Annotated in this window: 16 protein-coding genes; 5 read left to right on the forward strand and 11 right to left on the reverse strand. The window is 40.4% G+C overall.

Features of this window, described 5'->3' with window-relative positions:
* From lacZ to J4N25_RS06440, 4 genes are read right to left on the reverse strand one after another with little or no spacing between them, the layout of a single operon-like run.
* On the reverse strand, window positions 1–3117 hold the full coding sequence (gene lacZ / locus J4N25_RS06425; RefSeq protein WP_207421315.1) for a beta-galactosidase, LacZ type: 3117 nt from the start codon (window positions 3115–3117) through the stop codon (window positions 1–3).
* A gap of 30 nt (window positions 3118–3147) precedes the next feature.
* Entirely contained in the window at window positions 3148–4119 is a 972-nt protein-coding gene (locus J4N25_RS06430; protein ID WP_207421316.1) for a family 43 glycosylhydrolase, read from the reverse strand.
* 2 nt (window positions 4120–4121) lie between these two features.
* Window positions 4122–5270, reverse strand: coding sequence for a glycoside hydrolase family 88/105 protein (locus tag J4N25_RS06435; RefSeq protein ID WP_207421317.1), 1149 nt, complete (start codon window positions 5268–5270; stop codon window positions 4122–4124).
* 19 nt (window positions 5271–5289) lie between these two features.
* Window positions 5290–6603 (reverse strand): BNR repeat-containing protein, encoded by a 1314-nt coding sequence (locus J4N25_RS06440; RefSeq protein ID WP_207421318.1) that lies wholly within the window; start codon window positions 6601–6603, stop codon window positions 5290–5292.
* Window positions 6604–6831: 228 nt separating this feature from the next.
* Here J4N25_RS06440 and J4N25_RS06445 point away from each other — a divergent pair, with 228 nt between their 5' ends.
* Window positions 6832–7263, forward strand: a complete 432-nt coding sequence (locus J4N25_RS06445; protein ID WP_207421319.1) for a GNAT family N-acetyltransferase — start codon at window positions 6832–6834, stop codon at window positions 7261–7263.
* Window positions 7264–7325: 62 nt separating this feature from the next.
* Here the strand turns inward: J4N25_RS06445 and J4N25_RS06450 are convergent, their stop codons facing one another.
* The gene (locus tag J4N25_RS06450; protein WP_207421320.1) at window positions 7326–8213 is read right to left on the reverse strand and encodes an aldo/keto reductase; all 888 of its coding nucleotides are present in this window, start codon (window positions 8211–8213) and stop codon (window positions 7326–7328) included.
* 228 nt (window positions 8214–8441) lie between these two features.
* On the opposite strand from J4N25_RS06450, the gene J4N25_RS06455 reads away from it, so the two are divergent.
* Window positions 8442–8609: a hypothetical protein gene (locus tag J4N25_RS06455; protein ID WP_207421321.1), complete on the forward strand. Its 168-nt coding sequence runs from the start codon at window positions 8442–8444 to the stop codon at window positions 8607–8609.
* 91 nt (window positions 8610–8700) lie between these two features.
* Complete coding sequence (locus J4N25_RS06460; RefSeq protein ID WP_207421322.1) at window positions 8701–8862, forward strand: hypothetical protein; 162 nt, start codon at window positions 8701–8703, stop codon at window positions 8860–8862.
* 88 nt (window positions 8863–8950) lie between these two features.
* Here J4N25_RS06460 and J4N25_RS06465 read toward each other — a convergent pair whose 3' ends face one another.
* Window positions 8951–10360 carry a pectate lyase family protein gene (locus J4N25_RS06465; protein ID WP_207421323.1) on the reverse strand — a complete coding sequence of 470 codons (1410 nt, stop codon included), beginning with the start codon at window positions 10358–10360 and terminating at the stop codon, window positions 8951–8953.
* A 209-nt stretch (window positions 10361–10569) separates the two neighbouring features.
* Between J4N25_RS06465 and J4N25_RS06470 the strand changes: the two genes are divergently transcribed.
* Window positions 10570–11484 carry a M28 family peptidase gene (locus J4N25_RS06470; protein WP_207421324.1) on the forward strand — a complete coding sequence of 305 codons (915 nt, stop codon included), beginning with the start codon at window positions 10570–10572 and terminating at the stop codon, window positions 11482–11484.
* 480 nt (window positions 11485–11964) lie between these two features.
* Here the strand turns inward: J4N25_RS06470 and J4N25_RS06475 are convergent, their stop codons facing one another.
* The 3 genes from J4N25_RS06475 to J4N25_RS06485 all read right to left on the reverse strand — a co-directional run bounded on the left by J4N25_RS06475 (window position 11965) and on the right by J4N25_RS06485 (window position 18715).
* The gene (locus J4N25_RS06475) at window positions 11965–13788 is read right to left on the reverse strand and encodes a RagB/SusD family nutrient uptake outer membrane protein (RefSeq protein ID WP_207421325.1); all 1824 of its coding nucleotides are present in this window, start codon (window positions 13786–13788) and stop codon (window positions 11965–11967) included.
* Between the two features lie 90 nt (window positions 13789–13878).
* Window positions 13879–17367: a TonB-dependent receptor gene (locus J4N25_RS06480; protein ID WP_207421326.1), complete on the reverse strand. Its 3489-nt coding sequence runs from the start codon at window positions 17365–17367 to the stop codon at window positions 13879–13881.
* A gap of 205 nt (window positions 17368–17572) precedes the next feature.
* A complete protein-coding gene (locus tag J4N25_RS06485; protein ID WP_207421327.1) occupies window positions 17573–18715 on the reverse strand; it encodes a FecR family protein in 1143 nt (380 codons plus the stop codon).
* 117 nt (window positions 18716–18832) lie between these two features.
* Between J4N25_RS06485 and J4N25_RS06490 the strand changes: the two genes are divergently transcribed.
* A complete protein-coding gene (locus J4N25_RS06490) occupies window positions 18833–19426 on the forward strand; it encodes an RNA polymerase sigma factor (protein WP_207421328.1) in 594 nt (197 codons plus the stop codon).
* A gap of 30 nt (window positions 19427–19456) precedes the next feature.
* On the opposite strand, the gene J4N25_RS06495 is transcribed toward J4N25_RS06490, so the two are convergent.
* Together J4N25_RS06495 and J4N25_RS06500 are read right to left on the reverse strand one after the other, a co-directional pair.
* Entirely contained in the window at window positions 19457–19762 is a 306-nt protein-coding gene (locus J4N25_RS06495; protein ID WP_207421329.1) for a hypothetical protein, read from the reverse strand.
* Window positions 19763–19872: 110 nt separating this feature from the next.
* Window positions 19873–20265 (reverse strand): STAS/SEC14 domain-containing protein, encoded by a 393-nt coding sequence (locus J4N25_RS06500; protein ID WP_207421330.1) that lies wholly within the window; start codon window positions 20263–20265, stop codon window positions 19873–19875.
* Window positions 20266–20315 lie beyond the last annotated feature (50 nt).

A 20315-nucleotide genomic window follows, 5' to 3' on the forward strand; every position in this document is an offset into this window, starting at 1 on the left:
CTATCTTTTATTTAGGCTGATAATGTAGCTATAGGTATACTTTTTCTCCTGCAAGCGATACTGCTGATGAGGTAAAGCTCCCCAACTATTATCTCCTCCTACCCCTCTTTGCCTCAAATCAATATTTAGATAAACTTCATTACGAGGTTTGATATCTGTAGGGTGCTGTTGCTTCTTTGTTAATCCAGGGTCAAGATCTTCTGTTCTCACATTGGTTGCCGAAAAGCAAATAGGTTGAGCACCATAAATAGTGATGCCCTCTCCGGCAGTATTAGTAAGGGAAAGCCACCTTACGTCCGTTTTATACCCAGATTCCTGAGGACGAATATAGTTCCATGTAAATTGATTTTTCACATCATCTCTATAAACCCCGATAAAGGCAGAGGTTTTCCTGTCGCTGTAATTCTCCCAAGGACCTCGTCCATAATAGCTGAGGTTAGAATATTCTGATGGCAATTCCATGCGCATTCCAAATCTCGGCATCTCCGGGAGTTCTCTTGCGGTCATGTCGATAGAAGCAGTCACTTTAACAGACCCATCATTTTGAATAAGATACTCAGTTGTATAAGGGACATTTATGCTATTAAGAACATATTCTACCTTGATCGGCTGTCCCTCTGCTGTTTGCTCCCCGATGGTAACATTCTTTACCTTGCGGTCAACATGTGCTGTTCTCCAAACACCCAGGTTCACCTGCATGCTATTACCAAAATCATTATCAGTAGGCGCCCTCCAAAAAAACGGTTCAGGGTACTGCCTAATCGCTGGCAAATTTTTTGATGACAGGGAAATAAATCTCCCTGTAGTCTGATCAAATTCACCTTTAATATCCCCTGCCGTAAATCGCAATCTATTATTCGATTTTTCGATGTTTAGTCTTCCCGTACCAACTTCCCGTCCCGCAAAATAATCTCCTGCTTTTTTAAATTGCTCGCGGGCAATCTCATGTCCTGCCGGAACAAGATCTGTAGCAGTTTTAGTGAAAGCAAATATATTTAGGTAATATTCGCTTCCTGTAGGTGATTTGAACATTGGTACGTTAAGCCTCACATCCTTTTGTTGGTGAGGAGCAAGGTTAACCTCAAAAGTTCCTTCTTTTACTTTTTCTCCGTTCCTTAGCAATTCCCATTTGAAATTATACTGATTCAGGTTGGTAAAGTCGAAGTAATTATAGACAGTAAGCAGTCCTGAAGCAAGGTCTTTTTCTTTAAACAGAATATTCTGATACACTTTCTTTACTTCGTAGATCCCGGGGTGTACCGTACGGTTTGCAGCAATCAACCCATTAGCGCAAAAGTTCTCATCATTCTGCAAATGATATCCACCTAAGTCGCCGCCATAAGCCCAAAATACCCTTCCATCGGCAGTTGTAGTTTTCAAACCCTGGTCTACCCAGTCCCAAATGAAGCCGCCCTGCATGTTCTTGCTACTCATAATGATATCGAAGTACTCCTGAAAGTTACCATTACTATTACCCATAGCGTGAGAGTACTCGCACATGATAAAAGGGCGGGTTTTGCCGGAGGCTGCATAAGCCTTCATATCCTGAATTCTTGGATACATCGGGCAAACAATATCGGTGTTAAAGTCTTCTCCTGCTTGCTCAAACTGTACCAAACGCGTGATATCACGTTGTTTCATCCACTTATATCCCTCGTGGAAAACCGGGCCGTTTCCGCATTCATTTCCTAGTGACCAGATGATAACAGATGGATGGTTCTTGTCCCGCTCTAACAGCCTTTTCATTCGATCCAAATGAGCAGGAGCCCACTCCGGTAAGTATGCAGGATGTTTAGATTTATCGAAACCTCCCTGAAGCTCTGCACCCATTCCGTGCGTTTCAATATTTGCTTCATCTACCAAATACAGTCCGTACTGGTCGCATAATTTATACCATTCCGGGTCATTCGGATAGTGGCTGGTTCGAACGGCATTAATATTGAATTGCTTCATTAACTGGATGTCTTTAATCATCAGTGCCCGGTTAGGCACGTGACCTTCAACATCGTCATGCTCATGACGGTTCACCCCATGAATATAGGACGGAACACCATTAATGAGAAGACGGGAATCCTTGATCTCAACCTTTCTAAAGCCTATTTTAGCGCCTGTAAGATTTAATACACTACCTGCATTATCTTTTAGTGTCAGTATACAATCGTAAAGATTGGGGTGTTCTGCTGACCATTTCAGAGGGTTCTTTACTGTTCCTCCAAACTTGACGATTTGTAAGCTATCTGAACTTACACTTATGTTCTGGGTAGTAGAAAACACTTTCTTACCGGCTTTATCTAATATGTCAACAGATAGTGATCCTCCTTTAATAGTGTTGTTTCTAAATTGACGAAGGTCAACCTCAGCACTGAATACACCGTTGACATAGCTTGCATCAAGGTCTGGTTTTAAGAAGAAATCCCAGATGCTGAGCTTAGGCAGGGAATACAAAAAAACATCCCTTTCAATACCACTGATCCTGAAAAAATCCTGGTCTTCCAGATAACTTCCGTCATGCCAGCGAAAAACCTGCACTGCCAGCAAGTTCTCTCCCTTTTTAAGGTAGGGAGTAATATCAAATTCAGCGGGTGATTTGGAAACTTTAGTCATTCCAACCCTTTGTCCGTTCACGTAAACAACGGCATAACCTGTAATAGAGCCAAAGTGAATAAAGGTTTGTCTTCCATCCCACTCTGCAGGCATAGGAAATGTTTTCCGGTAAGTACCAACAGGATTATTCTCCCCGATAAAAGGGGGATTTTTCGGAAAAGGATAAACTATATTAGTATAAATAGCTGTACCAAAACCTTTACGCTCCCAGTTTGAAGGAACAGGGATCTCAGCCCAGGTTTTGTCGTCCAGGTCCTGGCGGTAAAAGTCTTTAATTCTATTCGCATACTTATCGGTGTAGACAAACTTCCATTTACCATTCAAGCTTTGGTGGTAGGTGGATTTACTATAATCATCCGATACCACATCTTTAACCGAATTAAAAAGCATAAAGGTTGCATGCGGCTTTTCTTTGTTCTGCTCATAATTCAGCGGGTTTTCCCACTCGTTATTCTGGCCCCTAGACAAAAAGGGGCATACGAATACCAAACAGCCAAGGATTACTTTCTTCATATAAATAAGGTGTGTTTAAAGGGCTAGTTTTTATTTTTTAGAGGCTTTTACTTTTTTCATACTTACTGGCGTCTCAAAAACGTCTACGGGAAGTATATTTCCATTCTTGTCAAAGCGCATTGGCGAAATGCAAGTTTCACGATTATAGCCATTTCCATCCGGGATCTTGAACCGGTGATAAGCAATATACCATTCATCTCTTCCCGGTACTTTAACCACGGAATGATGTCCTGCCCCCTTTACTACTCCTCTGCCTTTAAGTACCGGATTCTGGGCTGCCTTTACAAACGGGCCGGTAGGAAAATCAGAGGTAGCGTATGCCACAGAATAACGAGGATCACGCGTATCGAATTCAGACCACATCAAGTAATATTTTCCATTTCTTTTAAATACGAAGCTTCCTTCGTTATATCCAGCAGGTTTAAAAACAATGATCTTAGATGCATCGAAGGAGATCATGTCTTCGTTTAGTTTTACTATATTACAATTTCCTTGACCCCAATACAAATAGGCTGCTCCATCATCGTCTATAAAAACCATTGGATCAATCATTTGACCTTTCAATGCACCTTTCACAACAAGTGGTTTTCCTAATGGATCTTTAAATGGACCAGTTGGTTTATCAGAAACAGCAACACCAATATTTACGTCCGCAGAAAAGTAGTAATAGTATTTACCATTCTTCGTGGCTATGGCCGGAGCCCAGGCTCTTTCCTTTGCCCAGGTAAGGTCTTTAGGCAGGTCGAGGATAGTACCCTCATTTTTCCAGTCTTTCAGATTTCTAGACGACCAACAGGTAAAGTATGTCGACTTCCATCCTTCTGTTCCATCGGTAGTAGGGTATAAATAAAATGTATCTCCGAATGCCGCAATATGGGGGTCAGCAAAAACACCAGGTAGTACGGAACTCGGAGCATTCAAGGAATCTTTGATCTGGGCTGTAGAACTTAGGGCAGATAATACTACAGCCACGGTAGGAGCTACTTTTCTTAGGACTTTCATTTTTATTTTTTTGATAAATAACGGTACATCTCAGAAGAGGCTAATAAAAAAGCACCTACACCAAAATTAGCGGTCGAATTTCTGTCGACTACCTGACCAGGAATTGCCCTTTCGCCAATTGGCTGTATATAACCTATTTTTCCATCCTCCTGTAAAGCAACTTTCGTAAGGTAATTCCAGGACCTGATCACCACTGGCAGATATTCCTTTTTGCTCAGGTATCCATTATTTATACCCCACAAATAGGCATAGGTATTAAATGCAGTACCACTGGTTTCGTACCCGGGCGCCTGAGCAGGATCAAGAAGGCTTCTTGTCCAATAACCTTCACTTTGCTGAGCCTGTTTTAGAGCCTCTGCCAAACCTCTGTACCTTGTGACAAACAAATCCCTGTTAGGCGCATCTTTTGGAAGATCTGCTAACACTTTTGCCAAACCTGCAAACACCCATCCGTCTCCTCTTGCCCAGAAATCCTTTTTGCCACTGCTTGTCTTGTGCTTAGGATAAATATATTTGGCGTCCCTATAGTAAAGTTTCTCGTCTTTATCATACATCAGGCTGTCGGCATACGAATAGTATTCATTCAGTTTATCAAGGTATTGTCTGTTCCCACTAAGCTTGTATAATTTTGTCATCACAGGCATCACCATGTACAAGCCGTCTACCCACCACCAATAGTCATGTCTGCCGGTACTCATTTGATATTCCATTACCTCCTTTGCTCTTGCCACCTTCCGTTCATCTTTCACTTGATCTAGATTATAAAGGTCGATGTAGGTCTGGAAACATATCTGCCAGTCGCCAAACAACACATAGTCATCCTTTTCGCCATAGCTGTATTTCCATTCCGACTTATTAGTGGACTTTGCACCTTTCCACTCATTCTTTTCGGCCCACTTTTCGGAGTATTTGCGGTAATCTTCATTTCCTGTAGCAGCGAAGGCTTCCATATTCCCGGTATGGTAGGCTGCGACATCCCAGAAAGCCCGTCCAGGTTCAGGATGGGACCTTTGCCAATAGCCGTTCACCTTATTGATAATGCCTAAAACCTCTTCCTTATTCGACTGAACATGAGTTTTCCGCTGAACCGAACAAGCCGAAAATAACAGTATAAAAACGCTGCAAATAGTAATTAAAGCTCTCTTATCCATCTAATAATATATGTTTCTCTTAAAACTCGGGTTTAAATTCCAGTACCTTAACTTCCTGAGGCTGTATATCTGTGATACCTTCTCCGTCGGCCTGTTCTGTTCTCTGTATAAACAGATTAAGGATCTGCTTCTCCCTCCAAAGCTCAGTATCAAAACTAGGCTCCCATGATCCAAGGTTCTCCTCCGTAAGATCAGTGATTTCCCATTTTCTCTTTCCTAATTTGGGAATTAATAAAGCGGATGCTTTACCACCTCTCTCCTCATCCCTAAAAATCATTAAAACAGAGGCCTTTTTTCCAGCACCTTTTATCATTACCTGTGGTCTGGAAATGGGAATTCTTTTTGTTCCTCCTCCACTCAAGCTAAAGGGCGTCTTCCTTAAATCCAGAGCAAAAGAATCCCAGCCTTTACCCAGATTATAAATCAGGTGGTATTGTGGAACGGTCTGATTTTGATCTCGCCAATAGCTTACAATAAAAGCATTTCCCTTCTTATCGGTACCCATAGACGTTTGATTGATCAGCTCGCTTTTTTGAGGGATGTTTAACGCATGTTCGGCTGTAGTGGCAGTAATAGGGAGGGAATATTTTTCTCCGTTGGATTTCACCCAGGTATAGCCGCCGTCATCCGAACGAGCGTAGCACATATCATGATTACTGGATACATCAGGACTTTCTCTCCAAACCCAGGATATGTGAATCGTTCCCTTACTATCTACAAAAGCCTGCCAATAAGCATTTCTTTTTCGTTCTCCACTTATAAGCTTATCCTGAAGTCTTGCCCAGGTTTTTGATTTGGTGTCATACTTATTGATAATTAGATCCCCCCTGCCGGATCCTCCATCACGATAAAAGAATAAGAGGTTTCCGTCTGGCAATCTATAAAATTCGGGATAACTAAGTTCCTTCTCATTCCTTCCAATCATTGATGTTGGCGAAATCATCTCCAGGCTTCCCGGTTCCACACTCCTGCTATAGTGCAAGGGATTATTATGATGGTCCCATGCTAAATGAAGGTAGCCCTCTCCGTCAACCATAATGCTGATCACATTATGAGCATCCTCCGTCTTCCCTTTAAAGTCAGTTTCCCTTGTCAGCCACTCCTGAGAACCTGATTTCCGTTTCGCAAGAACAACCTTTTTCCCTTCACTATAGTAGGCAGCATACTGGTAACCCTTATAAGACACTAATGAGTTCTTACGAAATATGATCGTGTTAACAGAATTGTTAGCCCAACCTTTGCCAATAACTGAACTTGTGACTTGCGCGAATACGAATTGTGCAGAAATCAGAGGTAATAAAATTATAGAGGCAATAAGTTTGATAATTGGCATTGTGAGATTTAAAAGTCCTAATATCAGAAAAAAACATCTGTAAAAAAGGGGGGTAAATCAAGAAATTTAGGGGGGGGGGGAGTAAAATATTAAGATCTGAAGGCATCTTAAAAATGGTAAAAATATCACAAAAAATTATCGGATAAGAATTTCAAAGACAAAGAAATGCATGCTATTTGCTTTCTTCTAAAGGGTCTGTTTTTGAACAACAGAAAAACCTTAAGGCTTATGGACTTTAATTTGATTATCTGGGGAAGTAAGGAATACGAGGAGATGGTTGAGTTGCGCCACCAGGTTTTACGAAAACCTCTTGGCTTACATTATACAGAAGAATACCTGAGCGATGAGAAGAAGGATATACTGATCGGGGTCTTTGAAAATGGGAAGCTTGCAGGCTGCTGTATCTTAAGAAAAGTTTCGGGTGAAGTGGTTCAACTTAAGCAAATGGCTGTGGCACCTGAACTGCAGAGAACTGGAATAGGGAGCCTGGTTATATCTTTTGCAGAAGAAACCGCCAAAAATATAGGACATGGGAAGATATTCATGCATGCCAGAAAAGAAGCTTGTGGCTTTTATCAAAAGCAAGGCTATCATGTAAGAGGTGAAGAGTTCGAAGAAGTAGGTATACCTCATTTAATGATGACAAAGGAGCTCAATTAATACAAAGCCTTCTTTCTGGTCTTCAGTTAGCAGAAAGAAGGCTTCTTAGTGTTGTAGGAAAGCTACACGTTCCTGGAAGCGTCGTACAATTCGTACCAGTCCTGATTATCCAATTCGATATTGAAAGAGTTAGCAATGTTCCGGATACGTTGCTCATTCGTTGTTCCAATCAGCGGAAGTGCACCTAATTTAACCAGCCATGCTACAGCTAGCGACTCAATGTCTACTCCGTATTTTTCTGCTATCGTCGTTAATTTTTGCCTTACCCTTACTGCATCATCATCAATACCATTTGCAATACGCCCCTCTGCAAGTGGGGCTGAAGCCAATGGACGCATGTACCCTTGCTTTATATAATCAACCTGGCCGTTATCAAGAGCTGAGGTATTTAACAAGTTAAGCTCAATATGATTGGTTACAATGCGGCTTTTTAAATACGATGCAAGCAACTGATGCTGAAACACAGAAAAATTAGCTACGCCTATCTGTTTGATCTTCCCTGAATCTTTTAATTGCTGAAGTGTATAAGCGGTTTCTTCCAAATCTGAAATAGGATCCAGATGATCTAAAAGGAAAATGTCTATATAGTCCGTACGAAGCTTTCTTAAGGAGCTTTCTATACTCTCAAGAATATGCTTTCTGGAAGTATCATAGTGTTTAATACGAACCCCTGGTTGACTGGAATGAGGAAGCCTTAGGCCGCACTTTGTAAACAGCACGATATCTTCTCTGTTAAAAGACTTTTTACTGATAACTTCACCAAATAGCTCCTCACAGCGATAAGATCCGTAAGAGTCGGCATGATCGAAAGTATTGATGCCAAGCTCGAGGCACAGGTTTATTATTTTCTCCATTGTTCCAGGAGTATTAGCCTCGTCGTTCCACCTGTAAAAACCATATATTGCTGGTGAAACTTTTGGTCCAGCGTCGCTTAGGTAAATCTTCTCCATTCAATTATTGTTATAAACGGCCTTCTATTGCTGAAAAGCCAAACGTTAATCACTTTTTATACAATTATCGCACTAAATCAGTCCAAAAAAAACTCGTCGGTTAATTTATTTTTTTAACTCCTGCCAATCAATACATTACAATCCATCACCATTACTATGCACCTCTTAAATTTTGAAAAAACTTGTAACCTGTCCTGATCTAACTCCGTATAGCTCAGTACATAACCTATGAATATGATAATTGTTGGATTGTACATTCTTTACGAGGGCTACCTTAGAGAAGTTGTAAGTGAGGTTGAAGACTCATTCATCATAGAAATTGAAAATGAATTTTTATTGGTACCTAAACAAGCTTTCCCTGTTTACACCTTGAACGATCTGTCAGCAACCGGATAATTTTCAGCTCCAGTATACATTCAGAAAATAAAAAACGTTGTAACATATAATTACAGGCGTCGTAGAAAAATCAAAATTAATATCTATAGCTATGTTTACAGAAGGGGCATTTGTTATTTACCAGGGACATTTAAGAGAAGTTGTAGGTCAGTTTAACAACGACTTAATTATTGATAACGGTGTACAATACGTTATTATCCCTGGCGGTATTTATCAGGTTTTTGATTTAACAAACCGAGTACACAACGACTAGAAGAGAATATAAAGAAATAAAGCTTTCGAAAAAAATGCGAAAGCTCTAATTCTTTAATTATTGAAGCTGCTGTACTGCCAGCCGTCTTTTATTTGTTGTTCTTATCTAATGAATTCAGATAGACTTCCACATTCGTGTAAGCTTTATTTAAAGAATAACCCGTTCCGTCAGTCTGGTCTTTTGGATTCAACTTATTTTTTATTTCCCAACTATCCGGCATTCCATCTCCATCAGTATCTTTAGGTGCAGGGAGTGATTTTAATACTGGCCAGGCTTTGGTTGTTTTTTCATATGGAGTCCCATGCTTAAATCCTCCTTGTACGTCAATCAATCCTCCTGTCCTGTTCTGAACATTCTTTATAATCCTTTGATCGAGAGTATCCCGTGCAGGTAAGCTTGCACCTCCTTGTGAAAGGATCTTTCTAAACGCAGCCGCAGGAGTTTCACCTTTAATCTCTACAGCAGTAAAAGCCGTCTTCATTTTCGATTGGTTTTTATCTGCCTCTGTTCCCTTGTTCATCAGAACACCCAACCAATTGTCTTTACTTACTTCCTGAGCACCGTCTACGTAATTACCGGTAATGTAATATTTGCCAAAGGGAATTTTCCCTTCCAGCTTATAAGGATTTGCTACCTGGTACTTGACTTTTTCCTGAGTACTAGGGCCATATTTATAGTAATTATTTACAATATTATAATTACCACCTTCTCCGGCATAAACATTATTTATTCCCCAGTTGTAAATTACATTATTTCTGAAATCAATGAATTCCTGGGGAATATGCCTGTTACCTTCGAAGCGTGGAGTGCGACTATTACAATGAGCGAAAAGGTTATGATGTGCAGATAAATGAGCTCCGCCCCATATTCCTCCAAATCCATGTCGCTCAAAATCAGTATCTCCCTGCTCAAAGTGGTAAGAATAATTAAGAGGTTCAGAGATTATATTGTACTGTATTGTAGTACTATCGCCAGCATAAAGTGAAAAGGCTTCGTCCGTGCTCCAGCTCATTGTGCAATGGTCGATTATAATGTTTTTCTTGCCATTACCACCGCCAAAAGCATCATCACCTCCAGCACCATGTACTTTCCCTTTGTTCTGATTTCTGTCCCCCATTCTGAAACGGAGGTATCTAATGATCGCGTTATTTGCCCTTAACCCAACGGGATGATCTGCAAGGCAAATTCCGTCTCCTGGAGCGGTTTGACCAGCAATTGTAATATGATCCTGATTAATGCTCAGTGGGGATTCAAGATGAATAGTACCAGAGACCTTGAACATTACAATCCTTGGATATTTTGCAGTTACAGCTTCCCGGAAGCTCCCAGGTCCGTCGTCATTTAAATTTGTTACATAAATAACTTTTCCACCCCTACCCCCGCTTGCAAATTTTCCAAATCCTTCTGCACCCGGAAAAGCGATTGGCTGCGCCGAAGCACTAGCCGAAATGATACATAAAGAGGCCAGTCCTTTTATGATATTAGTTTTTATTCCCATTCGTTTATTAAATCTATTATTAGATGCCCTCTGCTAAAACTATTTTTATCCTGAATGTGTCTATCTACGGTTTTAATTGGCTTGGGTCAATTTTAAGCCTTTTTTCAGATACTAAAAATGCAAACCGAGAAATAATTTATGCAAACGATGCCGGAGCAACAATATAGAATAAATTCAGGAATATACGATACTCAACTAACTTTCAAAATATGAACTTCAGATATATATTACCTATTATTTTAATTCTCGGAGGATGCTCAAAAAGCCTAAAACCGCAACAGCTTCTAAAAGACGTAAAGGAGCTATCTTCAGACATGTACGAAGGGAGAAGAACAGGAACTGAAGGAAATAGAAAAGCCGGAGACTACATTGTAGAGAGATTCAAATCGATAGGACTTCAGCCAATCTATAATTGGAGACAGGAATTCAAAATGACAGGGACCCAAAAAACTTCTATATCCGGAATCAATATCCTTGGTTCCCTTCCCGGAAGAAGAAAAGAAGTGATAGTTATCTCTGCTCATTATGATCATTTGGGAAAAATAGAGGGGAAAGTGTACAACGGAGCAGATGATAATGCATCTGGAGTAGCAGGACTACTCGCAATGGCTAATTATTTCAAAAATAATCGCCCTGAGTTTACACTTCTATTCGCTTGTTTCGATGCTGAAGAAAGTGGTCTGCAGGGATCGAAGGCTTTTGTAGAAAACCCGCCCCTTCCATTAAACCATATACGGCTCAATATTAATCTCGACATGATCAGTAGGGCGGATAATGGTAAGATCTACGCCTGTGGGACCTACCATTATCCTGAATTTAAAAAGTATTTGAATAATGGTAATGACCACATAAAGATAGTGGCCGGACATGACGATCCCAAACTAGGAAAAGATGACTGGACTAATCAAAGCGATCATTACTCTTTCCATCAAAAAAATATACCTTTTCTATATTTTGGGGTAGAAGACCATAAGGACTATCATAGACCAAGCGATGACTACGAGAAAATAAACAAAGACACCTTCGAGATTACCTCAGACTTGTTGATTAAGACGGTGGCCGAGATAGATAAAAAATTAAGTCTTCAGAAAACTTTCAGGGAAAATTTAATTATGGAAAAATAGTGAGACGTACCTTTAAATATTCGTCAAGGATTTTGGGCCGTTCGTGTAAAAGTTTATAAATGTTGTCAAAAAAAGCAGACCTTCAATTCACCATTTTTACAGTAAAAGATAAGAATCTATGTTAATTGATGGCAACCCAAACCTCACAGAGCTGTTGTTTTACTCTATCAAAGTGCAGCTTTCAATTGAAGATCTTTCAAAGGAGATCAGAGAAATACGTAACGCTATCCAAAAAGAGCGATTATTACACAATTTAGAACCAGATATTATTTTAGCTAGCAAGGACCCAGGTTGCTAATCTTAAGAATTAGCGTTTCTTAGTTCACAACAAGCGATGAAAGGTCTCGCTGAAACGCCCTATGCGTTCATTAAGTACTAGGTATACGCTGACCTGCTCAAACTAATTGCAAATGAAAACGGCTCCTGATCGAAGAATTATTTCTTCTGATAGGAGCCGTACTCGCATAGTGCCTTCAGGCCTTAATACTTCGGATGTTGCTGTCCCCTCAGGCCTGGATTTATATCTATTGTAGAAGTCGCCAAAGGTAAAATTTCAACCTTCTCCTTTTCCAGTCCCCTGAACTGACCAGTCACTACCGGAGCAGTTGGAGACAATACTCCCTGGGAGTTAAGAGGAGAAGCGTTATGCATCCTCAGCACAGAAAAACCTTGCTGAACCAGGGCAGTAGAATCAGGCTTAGTTAGAGACTTATAACCAGTATATGGAACAGCCACAACAGGATCATCAAATGCCGTAGCCTTTTCAATTTTGTAAGCCCGGTGCGAATCCACATTTTGGTACTCCCCAGCTCTCTGAGCTAATCTGATCAGCTTTTGTTTTGTTTCTGTCAATGCCTCGTACAAAATTCCCCATCGTGCCAAATCGGTCCTTCTCAAAGCTTCAAATCCTAATTCAAATTTGCGCTCATCGATAATTGCTTGTCTGAACCCAGTATATGTAGTTGGGGTTGCTCCTATTTTAGTTGCATCACCACCAAAACCTCGTTTGCGCACCTCTTCGAATGCAGCAATTGCTTCCGCCGTTGGCCCATTATTATATTCATTAAGCGCTTCAGCATACATTAGTAAAACATCAGCATAACGAAGAACAGGCCAATTTATATCCCGTTGGTTTATTGCTGTACCCAGAACCTTTCCCCAGGTAGATCTGAATTTGCCAATAGTATTACTTGAATATGTATTCATCAGACGACTATTATCACTCTGAATACCATAATTAGCAATAGTTACATCCCTTCGCTGATCTCCTTCTGCAAAATCAAACCAGTAAGTAGGTGTGGCAGCCATCGCTGGTTGACTTTTACCAAAAAAACTGGAAGTATGGATAAACATACCGTTTGTGTACCCAACAGCGGAGCCATTATTATCCTTACCAAACTGCCCATATTCCAGCATATTTTCATTATTATACCGGTTGTTGATCAAATCCCTCCATACCGTTTCAAACTTTGGTAGCAATGCATTCTCTTTCTTATCAATTACTGCTTTACAAGCGTCAGCAGCAATTTTGTAAAGCTCCTTAATTCGTACAGCATCCGCACGTTGGGCTATTTTAACAGAGGCTGCAGAATAGGTATTTAGGTCCCATCTAAGGGAATATCCTGCGGCATATAAAGCAACCCTGGCTAAAATTCCGTAAGCTGCATTTTTTGTAAACCGCTCTGCTGTTGGTACAGCTCCGGCACTTTTCCATGGAAGCAGCACAACAGCTTTTTGAAGATCAGCTATACAGCGATCGTAGATTGTATCGCGACTTACGCGTGATGACTCGAAAGTGGTGAGCTGAGCTGCCGGGATATCTGTATAAGGAACATCTCCAAAGAAACGAACCAGATTCCAATAGTTCATTGCACGGATGGCATGGCACTCCCCAAGCAGCATGTCCAGTCTTGCTTTATCAGATTGAGAAGTTACCTGCATTTTTTCAATGCCAGCAATAGCTGCATTTACATATTCTATCCCTAAATACATGGCAGAATAGGTTGAAGTAGGAATATTCGCAGTGGTGTAAACATAATTAGCGACCTGGTTCTTACTATTTGTTTCACCTTCTGTAGACATACATTCATCCGTTCCCATACCAAACTGGTAATATAATTCGCGATTGAAAGTCTGTTCATACGCTCCAACTACGGCCATTTCTGCACGTGCAGGACTAGTAAAAATGGTTTCATTATTGAAACTATCTGCTGCTGGTCGATCTAAAAACTTCTCGCAGGAACTAAGACTTGCCAAGGCAAAAAGAGCACAACTCAAACCGGTTATTTTTCTTATGATTTTCATTAGAATATTAATTTATAATTGGCAATTCAACTATCGTGTGCAGTAACCCTCTCGTCATCTCAAAGATTGCTTACACAATGGTCTCATTTACTAAAATGATACGTTTAAACCAACCACATAAGTTTTAACCCTTGGATAAGCTGAATTATCCACTCCCATTGTAAGGGCTGAGTTATCAACATCATTGGCAGACGAAACTTCGGGATCATATCCCTTGTATTTCGTAAATGTGTGAAGATTATTCACCGTAGCATAGATTCTGGCATTCTTCAGCTTGACCTTTGAGCTTACCGCCTTAGGAATAGAATAACCCATTGTTACTGTTCCAATTCTCAAAAACGATCCGTCCTCTACATAGTAGTTCAAGGCATCTGTAATTGCAATAGTATTTCTGGCATTTAAACTCCAAACAGCGTTCTTATTATATTGCTGGGGGTTTAATTCTGCTAACCTGGCCAGATTCATAGTTTCACGGCCTGTAGCCGGGTCCACTAGTGTATAACGATCGCGGGTAACACCCAATTGATTCTGGTTAGGTAGATATGGGCCAATAAAGCGCTGGGTATTCATATTGAAGACATCATTACCAACCATGAAGTTCATAAAAACAGTTAGATCGAAATTTTTATAATTTAATGTATTAGTGAACCCTCCCTGGAATTTAGGTTGGGCGTTTCCGATCACAACCCTGTCTGCAGTTGACCATACAGGGCTACCATTTACAGTCTCACCTGCTGTGGTTACATATTTCAAATCCCCTGGCTTAATCCCTGTTCCTGACGCATTACTCTTTGGCCTTGCAATCTCAGGTTTGAGCGTATAAGTCCCGTTTGCATTCTGAGTGAAATCATCAGTAGTGTAAACACCGTCGTATTTATATCCGTAAAACTGACCTAAGGGTTGTCCCACTTTAATCATATAATCAATCCTGCTTCCATAATTCCTTGTGAAATAGTCCTGCTCTGACTTGCCGTAAATCTTCAGCACCTTAGAACGGTTAAAGGCGATATTGAAGTTTGTATTCCAACGGAAATTCTTAGAGCGAACATTAATACTATTTAAAACAGCCTCAAAACCCCGGTTTCTGAAAGATCCTATATTTTGAGTCTGTGCAGGATATCCCGTAGAGGCAGGAATAGCATTCTCGATCAGTAAGTCATCGGAAATATTATTATACCAATCTAAACCAACACTTATCCGGCTTTTCAAGAAATCTGCATCCAAACCGATATTAGTAGATTTAATTTTTTCCCAAACCAAAGCACGATTTCCTAACATATTATTGGGAACGAGCGTTGGATATTTGACATTGTTTATAGTATAGCTACCAGAGCCATAGCTAGTTGCATACACATAATTCCTGATATTATTATTACCAGATGTTCCATAGCCTACGCGCAACTTCAGATTATCAAATACATTCTGATTTTTCAAAAAGCTCTCCTCTGAAATACGCCATGCAGCTGAAGCGGATGGGAAAACACCCCATTTATTACCAGCCCCAAATTTGGACGATCCATCTGATCTTAATGTGAAGTTTGCAATGTACTTTCCTTTGAAGTTGTAGGCAGCCCGGCCAAAAAAAGAAAGGAGAGTAAAGTTGCCACGATTCGAATCATACCTATTTTTAATATTTGAGGCAAGGGAAACATCGTCTAACTCAAAGTTAGCTTCCGGAAACTCATAATAAGAATTCTCCAAACCAAGCGATTCTTCAAAAAGGGTTTCCTGGCCGAGCAGGAAATTTAGCTGGTGCTGGTTAAAATCCTGTTTCCAGTTGAGGGTATTAGTAAGTTGCCATGATGAATTCTCAAAATTATTACGAGAACCGTAAGGTCCCCCGTTAGTGACAGCTGTTTGAGTTCGGCCATCATCCCAGAAGTCATTTCTTCTCTGCTCCCATGAATAACTACCAGCAGTACGGAACATTAAGTTCTTGGTAATATCTAATTCTAGTCCAGCATTTGCTACGGCCTGCCTGGTGAATCCCGTATTAGTTACAGCATCATTAGTAATAATTGGATTATAAATATCATATTGAGAATTTATAGCTTTCATCTCATCACTAAGATCCGTAAACAAAAGCTGGTCTTTTGTATATTTCACACCTCCTGTACTAGGTTGAAGAACACTCATCTTCAAAGTTCCTCCCAGTGATCCTCCTCCGTCTATTCTTCTGCTGTTTACGTAGACATTGAAATCTGAGCGAAATCCTTTCAATACTTCATGGTTTAACTTGAATCTTAAACCATTCTTGCTGTAACCATATTTGTCCAAAATCCCATTCTGCCCGGTATTATTATAACTAAGCATGAACTTTGTCTTATCAGTCCCTGACGTGATATTTACGTTATGGTTTTGGGTAATTGCGCGTCCGCCAAAAACCTCATCCTGCCAATCAATAGTTTCTGCAGGACCGTACTGGCTATTAATACGACTATAAGCACCAGTATAGAAATCAGGAGCAGTAATATCTCCACCAAAGTAAGACGCCCATTGATCCTCCTTACCGGCTAAGACCTGGTACTCGTACTGATATTTAGCATAATCAAGGGCATTTAGTACAGGAAGCTTTTGACTAAGACCTTCGAAACCAAAATAAGTGTTGTAGCTCAACTCTGTTTTTCCTGCCCTACCCGACTTGGTTGTAATAAGCACTACCCCGTTAGATCCCCGCGCTCCGTAAATGGCAGTAGAAGAAGCGTCTTTTAATACATCAATAGTAGCGATATCATTGATATCCACATTACTTAAACCGTTGTCCATCTGAAACCCGTCCACTACATACAATGGTTCCGTTGACTGAGTGATGGAAGCTCCTCCACGTACAGTAATGTTATAGTTTGCACCGGGAGCACCACTTTGTGTAACAATATTAACACCAGCTACTTTTCCAGTTAAGGCTTGCGCCGCAGTAGTGACCGGAGCTATCCTTAGATCTTCTCCACTCACAGACGCTGAAGCTCCCGTTAGATCTTTCCGTTTAACGGTTGCATATCCGATGGCAACTACTTCATTTAATGAGGTAGGAGCAGCAGTCATCACTACGTCTATTACAGGTTTATTGGCCACAACTTCCTTGGTTGCAAAACCCAGGTAAGTAAATACAAGCACCGCACTCTCATCAGGAACCACAATTGCATAACGACCGTCAACTCCTGTCATAGCCCCAGTTTTAGCTCCCTTTACTTTAACTGCCACACCAATTAAAGGTTGTTTATCTGTATCAGTTACCAAACCGGTTACACGGATAACTGCATTAGCTGTTTGCCCTGCCTTCTCCTGGGTTTTAGGTGTTATAACTACAGTATTCTGTTTTATTACATAGCTCAGGTTTTGTCCCTCCAGGCATTTATTCAATGCCTCTTGAAGCGAGGCATTTTTAAGCTGAATGTTACTGATTCGGACACTTCTAACGAGTTTAGCATCATAAAAAATATTATACCCGCTTTGGTCCCTGATTTCGTCCAGTGTTTCGCTCAAGGATGAGTTTCTCTTATCCAGGCTAATTCTCTGTGCTAAAGAAGAAGCACTAACCTGCATAAAAGCAACCAAGCTCAGAAAAAAAGTTAGTTTCATAATGCGGAAATAATTTGAATGGCAACAGGATTTCCACCTGCATAGAATTGCACTATAGATTTTATACATTTGAATGTAGGATTCGTAAAAAATAGGTTCATTAACTAAATTTTGGAACGGGTTCTATAATTGGTTTTGCCATCATTCCGGAGGCGGTGCGAACGCTTCCGGTTTGATTTTGTTTTGTAAACCCTGAAGTAGCATTCTAGTCCATAATGGTTACCCTCCTTCCCTCTATTTTATAGTTTATTCCACCAGCTAGTTTCATCATTTCAAGTATTTCAGTAATGTTTTTGAATCGGGAAACAGAACCTCCAAATTCCTTGTCCTTTACATTACCTTGCAGCACAACTTCCACATCATACCAGCGGGAGATCTTTTTCATAACAGTAGCTATATTTTCATCACGAAAAATAAATAAGCCATTTTTCCATGAAACAGCTTCCTGCAGATCTGCTTTTTGTGTTGAAATGCCATTTTCCGCCAGTCGGGCTGTTGCTGCGTATCCAGGGCTAAGCAATGCGCTCATCCCCTTATGTCCAATTCTCACACTACCTTCTAATAAAGTCGTCTTTACTTGCCCATCTTCCGGATAGGCCGAAACATTGAAGTGGGTACCAAGTACTTTGACCTCTGTACCATTAGCCTTAACAATAAATGTACGCCCCTTATCTTTTGCCACCTCGAAATAAGCTTCTCCACTAATCTCTACCTCACGTTGTTTTCCGGTGAAAGCCAAAGGGAACCGTATTGAAGAATTTGCGTTAAGCCAAACCATTGAACTGTCGGACAACACTACGCTATACCTTCCTCCTTTAGGGGTAGAAATAACATGATAAAGAGTTTCATTTGCTGGAACCTGATCTCGGAGACCATTTAGATTGTATACTAACAATCCATCTTTCTCCTTATGAAGCTGTATTCCGAATTCAGTAGTTAAATTGTTTTTTGAGGTGTCAAGTAATATCTTTTCTCCAGTTGATAAAGTCAGATAGGCTTTATCCTCAGCGGGTAGAACTGGTTTGGGTAAGGTTCCTGCTGTCTGCGTTTTTCCTGGAAAGTCTGCCTGCCGTATTAACAAGCCTGCTGCAAGTATGAGCAGTATCGAAGCTGCAATACGCAATGAGTAGGTTAAGACTCGCTTCTTCCTTTCAGAAGTGCCTACACTCGAAGAAACTGCAATGGAAATCTCCTGATAAACTTCATCACGATTTCCCAAATCATCCTCCCAGGTATCGCTATCCAGCTGGATCCTATCATTATAGGATTTAAGCTGTTCTTGTTCAGCAGCAGTAGCCTTACCTGACAGATATTTCTCAGAGAGCCTGATGAATTCTTCGCGGTTCATTAATTGGTGTTTATAATAGGATAGTGTAAGATTTGAAGTACTTCTCACATAAAATTTAAAAAAACTTTAATTTGATTTTCTATTATGAAATAGCTTACTTGCTTCCACCAAATTATAATGCCTGACTTTACTATAACCGATACTGAACTTTGGTCATCTATTCAATCAGGTGATTCCCGGGCTCTGCAAAGTCTGCTGGACCGGTATTGGGTGCGGTTATACAAAACGGCATTAAAACTTACACGTGATCCGGAAGTAAGCAAAGAAATAGTTCATGATGTATTTCTTAATCTTTGGCAGCGAAGGGATAAGCTTGAAATAGAGTCTTTTCCAAATTTCATGCTTACTGCAGTCAGATATCAATATTATAACCGAGCAAGACTGACAAAAGCCCCGGTAACATTAGTTGACAATTATGATAAGTTTAATAATAGCAGTATAGCTAATGAGGGAGAAGTAAGACAAATTGAACTGGAGCTGGTAAATAATATCAGGGGGTACATATTACCTCTGCCCAAGCGGTGTCAGGAAATATTTTTAATGAGCAAAACCGAACATCTTTCAAATTCTGAGATCGCAGATAAGCTTCAGATTTCGAAACGAACCGTAGAAAATCAACTATCTATCGCCTTACAATACCTTAAGAAAGTTCTAAAAAACAACTTCCTTTTATTAATTTCTACGATAACATACTTAGTACTGGTCAAATAGCAACCTAATTCTAACATTTTACGATTTGACTCAAGCCCTCTCTTCCTTGTCAATAATTAAGTGGTCTACTTTAAGCTCACCAATGTGTAGTTGTTGAATACGTGCGCGTTTTATTTTCAGTTTACCGATCGCCAAAGCACCAATGGCTAATGCACCTACCGACAAGGCACCGATAGCAAAAGCCCCCATAGCAACAGCGCCAACAGACAACGCTCCAATTGCTTTCGCACCAATTGCCTGCGCTCCTGTCGCTTCTGCGCCAATCGCTTCTGCTCCCATTGCCGAAGCAGCAAGGCCTTTTATCAATCTTAAATTACCGAATTTTTGAAGTTTCATAGGATCTGATATCTTTCTAACTTAACCTTGAATTGGATGAGAGGTTTATTAAAAAGTTTTTTTGTGAGTTAGGCATTTGAGTCGTCCTCCCAAATACAAGTACATTTGTTTCAATTCTCAACAGTTCTTGCCAGCCACTGTTTAGCTGTTTCCAGGTTGTGAAATATCTTACACGCTATGCTTGTCTCGTTAGTCTTCACTGTTAGCGATTCAACAGCAACCTTTCCGTAGTAATAGTGAGGATTAACAACTGCAAGCATTTTTACACCTGCCTCATTGAGCCTCGGTAAAAATTCATTTACCACCCAGAACTGATCCTCCATGCTGATTAACACCAAATCCTTCATATCCGCCAACACTTTACTTGTTTTGTTTGCTTCAACCAAAGTCAGCATCATCTCGGTCCCTTCTTTAAACTGAGTACTCGTTAAATATCCGTCCCAATCCATCGCCACACAATCCTTGGATTCATCATAGTAGATCTGATACCGGGCTTTTGTCATAATAGGTGAATTGAATCCAAAAATAAAAGTTAGTAATGCAAGTAACAAGG

It is taken from the genome of Desertivirga brevis (assembly GCF_017355835.1).